This is a genomic window from Pseudomonas sp. TS_SC_3, from assembly GCF_056156225.1.
The window spans coordinates 468,847-475,000 of record NZ_CM149586.1 but is presented as its reverse complement, the minus strand read 5'-3'; the positions used below and the strand labels follow the sequence as shown (position 1 = coordinate 475,000).

The window sequence follows — 6,154 nt, the reverse complement described above, 5'->3', positions numbered from 1 at the left end:
CGCCTTTGACGCGACGCAGGCGCAACAAGTACTGAATCGGACCCGAGGCCGCGTACGCGAGAAAGATGATCAACAAAATACGCGGCGGATCACTGAATACAACCGCAAACACCAGCACTACCGCCAGAATCGCCACAAAGGGCACGCGCCCTTTCAGGTCGAGATCCTTGAAGCTGTTGTATTTGATATTACTGACCATGAGCATACCGGCGGCCGCTACCAAGATGGCAACAGCAAAGGCCATATTTGAACCCTTGATACCAAAGTCGCTAAAGGCCCACACCGTACCAGCGACTACGCCCGCAGCAGCAGGACTAGCCAGACCGATAAAGAAGCGCTTATCGACACTACCTATTTGCGTATTAAAGCGCGCCAACCGCAGCGCGGCACCCGCCACATAGATGAATGCCACCATCCAGCCGACTTTACCCATACTCCCCAACGCCCATTCGAACGCGAGCAACGCCGGAGCAACACCGAAGGCGACCATATCGGACAGCGAGTCGTACTCGGCACCAAAGGCACTTTGCGTATTAGTCAGGCGCGCAACACGCCCATCAAGCCCATCCAGCACCATGGCAACAAACACTGCGGCTGCCGCCACATAGAAGTTGCCATTCATGGCATTGATGATGGCGTAGAAGCCGGCAAACAAGTTGGCCGTGGTAAACAGGTTGGGCAGCAGATAAATACCGCGATGACGGACCTTGCGCCCTTCGGCATCATGCCCCTCTTCTACATGTTCATCGATTGGCAACAGGCTTTCTGCTTCAACGGAAGATTGGGGCTCGTCTGGACGCTCATTCATGAACAACACCTTGCAACGGATTTGGAAAATTTCGCCGGACGCTAACGGCAAGCACTCACGCCAGCGACCACGCAACACCAAGGCTTTATACCAGAAGCTTTATCGCACCATGAAAAAACGCGGCCTAAGCCGCGTTTTTTACATCAATTGCACTTAGTTCTTTGCTTTGTCGACGATTTTGTTGGCCCCGATCCACGGCATCATAGAACGCAGCTGCTCACCGATGATCTCGATACCGTGCGCAGCGTTGTTACGACGCTTGGCGGTCATCGAAGGGTAGCCAGTGGCACCTTCACTGATGAACATCTTGGCGTATTCGCCGTCCTGAATGCGCTTCAGAGCATTGCGCATAGCCTGGCGGGATTCGGCGTTGATCACTTCCGGGCCAGTCACGTACTCGCCGTACTCAGCGTTGTTGGAGATCGAGTAGTTCATGTTGGCGATACCGCCTTCGTACATGAGGTCAACGATCAGCTTCAGCTCGTGCAAGCATTCGAAGTAGGCCATTTCCGGCGCGTAACCGGCTTCAACCAGGGTTTCGAAACCGGCTTTGACCAGCTCAACGGTACCGCCACACAGAACAGCCTGCTCGCCGAACAGGTCGGTTTCGGTTTCGTCCTTGAAGGTGGTTTCGATGATGCCGGTACGACCACCACCCACGCCAGCGGCGTAGGACAGGGCAACATTCTTGGCGTTGCCGGAAGCGTCCTGATAGATCGCGATCAGATCAGGAATACCGCCGCCTTTGACAAACTCGGAACGCACGGTGTGGCCCGGAGCCTTCGGCGCGATCATGATCACGTCGAGATCGCTGCGCGGCACAACCTGGTTGTAGTGAATCGCGAAGCCGTGGGAGAAGGCCAAGGTGGCGCCCTTCTTAATGTTCGGCTCGATTTCGTTCTTGTACAGCGAGGACTGGAACTCGTCCGGGGTCAGGATCATGACCAGGTCGGCAGCAGCAACAGCGGAAGCAACGTCGGTCACTTTCAGGCCATGGGCTTCAGCCTTGGCAACGGTGGCCGAGCCTTTGCGCAGGCCAACAGTCACGTCAACGCCGGAATCTTTCAAGTTGCACGCTTGAGCGTGGCCCTGGGAACCGTAACCAATAATGGCAACCTTCTTACCCTGAATGATGGAGAGGTCACAATCTTTGTCGTAATACACTTTCATGTTCTTGGCTCTTTTAATCGAAAAGGGATGGGGTGCAAGCACCGCGACGAAGACACCTTAAGTGATCAGCCCCGTTGCGTAAAATGATATATTTGCAATACAACATACCGATATTTGAAATAACCATGGACAGTCACGCGCTCAAACTTTTCCTCGCTCTGGCTGACAATCTGCACTTCGGCAAAACCAGTCGTGAGCAGCACGTCAGCCCATCAGCACTCAGCCGCAGCATCAAGCAACTTGAAGATGAACTCGGCGCGCCTCTATTTCTGCGTGACAACCGCTCAGTGCAACTCACGCGCGAGGGCTTGCAGTTTCGTGAGTACGCAAAAGAGGTGATCAGCGGTTTGCAAACCATGCGCCAGAGCTTTAGGCAGGATCAGCAGGTGCTGCAGGGGGAGCTCTCGCTGTATTGCTCGGTCACAGCCAGCTATAGCTTCCTTTATGACATCCTGAGTAGCTTTCGCCAGGACTACCCGCACATTGAAATGAAGCTACATACTGGCGACGCCGCTAAAGCAGTAGAGCGCATACAAGAAGGATTAGAAGACCTTGCTATTGGCGCCCGCCCCGACAGCCTCCCAACAGGTATCGCGTTTCAACCGATTGCCCGCTCCGAATTGTGCTTCATCGGCCCCCAATCACCGCAGCTGTTAACTGATGAGCAGCTGAAACATCCCAGCGCAGCTAATTGGCGGGAAGTGCCGATGATTCTTTCGGAAGAGGGACTCGCCCGAACCCGCACTGATCGCTGGCTAAAAAGCCACAACATCAAACCGCGTATTTATGCGCAGGTCAGCGGCAACGAAGCCATCGTCAGCATGGTAAGCCTGGGCTTTGGCATTGGCGTAGTTCCGCAGATCGTGCTCGACAATAGCCCGCTAACTGAGCGCATCCGCACCTACGATATTCAGCCGCCACTAACCGCCTACGACATTGGCCTGTTTGCCGTAGAGAAACGCTTGAAAGAGCCGCTAATCAACGCGTTCTGGAATCGGCAACGCTAACCCCCCCACAGAGGGTCAAAACAGAAACGCAAAAAGCCCCCAAGGATATCTCCCTGGGGGCTTTTCAATGCATCACAAAACCCGAATCAGATACTCAGCACTTTGTCGCCACGAGCAATACCAGTAACACCACTGCGTACCGTTTCCAGAATCGACGCGGTACCAATAGCGTGGATAAAGCTATCCAGTTTATCGCTCGTTCCCGATAACTGAATGGTGTAGACGCTACTGGTCACATCAACGATCTGCCCGCGAAAGATATCCGTGGTGCGCTTGACCTCAGCACGCTGAGCGCCAGTGGCTTTGACTTTGACCAGCATCAGCTCGCGCTCGATGTGAGCACTTTCTGACAGGTCGACCAGTTTGACCACCTCAACCAGCTTGTTGAGGTTCTTGGTGATCTGCTCGATAACTTCATCATGACCAACAGTCGTCAATGTCAGACGCGACAAGGTCGGATCTTCGGTTGGCGCTACCGTCAGGCTTTCGATGTTGTAGTTGCGCTGCGAGAACAGCCCAACCACACGGGACAGCGCGCCTGGCTCGTTTTCCAACAGCAGGGAAATAATGTGTCGCATGATTAGGTCCGCTCCGTCTTGCTCAGCCACATATCGCGCATTGCACCGTCTTTGATCTGCATCGGGTAGACGTGCTCACTGGTATCAACCTGGATATCGAGGAACACCAGGCGATCTTTCATCGCGAAGGCTTCTGCCATCTTCGGCTTGAGGTCCTTCAAATCAGTGATGCGCATGCCAACATGGCCATAGGCTTCAACCAGCTTGACGAAGTCTGGCAAGGACTCCATGTAAGAGTGGGAGTGGCGACTGTTGTAGTTCATGTCCTGCCACTGACGCACCATCCCCAGCGCGCCGTTATTCAAGTTGACGATCTTCACCGGCAAGCCGTATTGCAGACAGGTGGAGAGCTCCTGAATATTCATCTGGATGCTGCCTTCACCAGTCACGCAAGCGACCTCGTCATCCGGGAAGCTCAACTTGACGCCCATCGCCGCTGGGAAGCCAAAGCCCATGGTGCCAAGGCCGCCGGAGTTGATCCAACGGTTAGGCTTATTAAAGCGATAGTACTGTGCGGCAAACATCTGATGCTGACCAACGTCAGAGGTTACGAAGGCGTCGCCCCCGGTAATTTCGGACAAGGTTTCGATCACGGTTTGCGGCTTGATGATGCTGCCGTCGCCCTTATCGTAGGGGAACATGATGCGGCCGCCGCGCCATTCTTCGATCTGCTTCCACCAGCTTGCCAGCGCATCTTTGTTCAGCTGTTCGCCGATCTCTTTAAGGATGGCAACCATCTCGGTCATTACGCTCTCGACCGGCCCAACGATCGGGATATCCGCCTTAATGGTCTTAGAGATGGACGCCGGATCGATATCGATATGAATGATTTTGGCATTCGGGCAGAACTTGCTCGCGCCATTAATCACACGGTCGTCGAAGCGTGCACCCACGGCGACAATTACATCAGCATGGTGCATGGCCAAGTTAGCGGTATAGCTGCCGTGCATACCGAGCATACCGAGGAACTGGCGATCGGTGCCGGGGTAACCACCCAGGCCCATCAGGGTATTGGTGACAGGCAGATTGAGCATTTGCGCTAGCTCAGTCAGCGGCGCTGCAGCACCGCCCATGATCACACCACCGCCCGAATAGATGATTGGGCGTTTGGCAGTCAGCAAGAGCTCGGCAGCTTTGCGAATTTGCCCGGAATGACCGCGCAGAGCTGGGCTGTAGGAACGCAGCTTGACCTTCTTCGGGTAGACGTACTCGAACTTCTCAGCCGGGTTGGTCATGTCCTTCGGAATGTCCACAACCACAGGGCCCGGACGGCCAGACTCAGCCAGGTAGAAAGCCTTCTTCATGACCTCCGGGATTTCTGAGGGGTGCTTGATCATGAAGCTGTGCTTCACGATAGGCCGCGAGATACCGATCATATCGGTCTCTTGGAACGCATCAGTGCCGACCATGTTGCTAGGCACCTGGCCCGACAACACCACCATGGGAATGGAGTCCATATAGGCCGTTGCAATACCGGTAATGGCATTGGTCGCGCCGGGGCCAGAGGTCACCAGCACCACACCGGCTTTACCGGTGGCACGGGCGTAGCCGTCAGCCATATGGGTTGCCGCTTGCTCGTGACGAACCAGGATGTGCTGAACTTCCGGTTCTTTGAACAAGGCATCGTAGATGTGCAGGAGGGCACCGCCCGGGTACCCATAGATATTTTTAACGCCTTCGTCACGCAAAAAGCGGACGACCATTTCAGCGCCGGATAAAAGCTCCACGTTGTTCACCTCTAAAACGCCAGAAAACCGCCCAACAAGGAGGACGGCCTAAGATAGGTTTACTGCCAGCAGAGCATGAGCGACGGTGGTCGCCGACTACGTCAGCTACTACTGAGCAAGTATTGGGAGCGCCCCTTGGTGTTGCGGGGTTTTCCCACCCAGCGCGAGGTAACGCGTTGCGGGTGTAACAGGTCGGCGCGGGTGTGCGCCTCATGTCTACTGAGCTAAAGCCTGCTTGCGGCGGACTCCACTACAGCGAAGCTTGGAATTGTTGGGATTCGGCGCGGCCAAGTCAAGCAATCCATGATTGAATCTGCAATCTTCTGCTGTGACGCAGCGCAGGATGACCACAAGAACATTTTGGTTATAGTAGCGGGCAGGCACCGCAGCTCAACAAAAGGAAATCGCATGCGCCGCATGATTATCACCAGCAGCTTGCTGTTCGCCATAAGCGCCACAGCTATGGCCAGCCAAGTTTATAAGTGGGTCGACGCCCAAGGCGTGACGCACTTCGGCGCACAGCCGCCTCAAGGCCAAGAAGCCACCAGTATCAACACCGCTACACCGCCGCCAAAACCGGCGGCTGCAGAGACCAAAAAAGCTGCGCCGACATTTGAGAGCATCGCTGACCCAGAGCAAGCGGCCATCGATGAAAAGGTCAAACAGGAAGTTGCCACCAAAGAAGTGGAACGCAAGAAGTACTGCGAAGGCATACGCACCAACCTGGCACAGCTACAAAACAACCCGCGCGTACGGGTAGAAGTGGACGGCGAAGTGCGTCGCCTAAGCGAAGAAGAGCGTCAAAGCCGTATCAGCGAAGCGCAAAAAGCGATTGCTGATAACTGCAAGTAAGCGGATCGGCGC

At 55.0% G+C, this 6,154-nt stretch carries 6 protein-coding genes (1 of these 6 cut by a window edge); 2 read left to right on the top strand and 4 right to left on the bottom strand.

The annotated features are described in order from the left end of the window. Positions 1-808 carry the 5' portion of a CDP-diacylglycerol--serine O-phosphatidyltransferase gene (pssA, locus tag AC0J6G_RS02295; RefSeq protein ID WP_475250894.1) on the bottom strand. The gene continues 5 nt to the left of window position 1, outside the view, so 808 of the gene's 813 nt are visible here — the first part of the coding sequence; its start codon is at positions 806-808; its stop codon lies off the left edge, out of view. Between the two features lie 153 nt (positions 809-961). After that, a complete protein-coding gene (gene ilvC / locus AC0J6G_RS02290; RefSeq protein WP_275961622.1) occupies positions 962-1,978 on the bottom strand; it encodes a ketol-acid reductoisomerase in 1,017 nt (338 codons plus the stop codon). A 125-nt stretch (positions 1,979-2,103) separates the two neighbouring features. Here ilvC and ilvY point away from each other — a divergent pair, with 125 nt between their 5' ends. Then, on the top strand, positions 2,104-2,985 hold the full coding sequence (gene ilvY / locus AC0J6G_RS02285; protein WP_475250892.1) for an HTH-type transcriptional activator IlvY: 882 nt from the start codon (positions 2,104-2,106) through the stop codon (positions 2,983-2,985). A gap of 86 nt (positions 2,986-3,071) precedes the next feature. Here the strand turns inward: ilvY and ilvN are convergent, their stop codons facing one another. Both ilvN and AC0J6G_RS02275 read right to left on the bottom strand, forming a co-directional pair. Then, positions 3,072-3,563, bottom strand: a complete 492-nt coding sequence (gene ilvN / locus AC0J6G_RS02280) for an acetolactate synthase small subunit (protein WP_475250890.1) — start codon at positions 3,561-3,563, stop codon at positions 3,072-3,074. A gap of 2 nt (positions 3,564-3,565) precedes the next feature. Then, positions 3,566-5,290 carry an acetolactate synthase 3 large subunit gene (locus AC0J6G_RS02275; protein ID WP_475250888.1) on the bottom strand — a complete coding sequence of 575 codons (1,725 nt, stop codon included), beginning with the start codon at positions 5,288-5,290 and terminating at the stop codon, positions 3,566-3,568. Between the two features lie 408 nt (positions 5,291-5,698). Between AC0J6G_RS02275 and AC0J6G_RS02270 the strand changes: the two genes are divergently transcribed. Continuing rightward, a complete protein-coding gene (locus tag AC0J6G_RS02270; RefSeq protein ID WP_475250886.1) occupies positions 5,699-6,142 on the top strand; it encodes a DUF4124 domain-containing protein in 444 nt (147 codons plus the stop codon). Positions 6,143-6,154: the final 12 nt, after the last annotated feature.

Coding starts and splice junctions, on each gene's coding strand:
- ilvN (WP_475250890.1), bottom strand. CDS start 3,563: ATGCGACACATTATTTCCCTGCTGTTGGAAAACGAGCCAGGCGCGCTG.
- ilvY (WP_475250892.1), top strand. CDS start 2,104: ATGGACAGTCACGCGCTCAAACTTTTCCTCGCTCTGGCTGACAATCTG.
- ilvC (WP_275961622.1), bottom strand. CDS start 1,978: ATGAAAGTGTATTACGACAAAGATTGTGACCTCTCCATCATTCAGGGT.
- AC0J6G_RS02270 (WP_475250886.1), top strand. CDS start 5,699: ATGCGCCGCATGATTATCACCAGCAGCTTGCTGTTCGCCATAAGCGCC.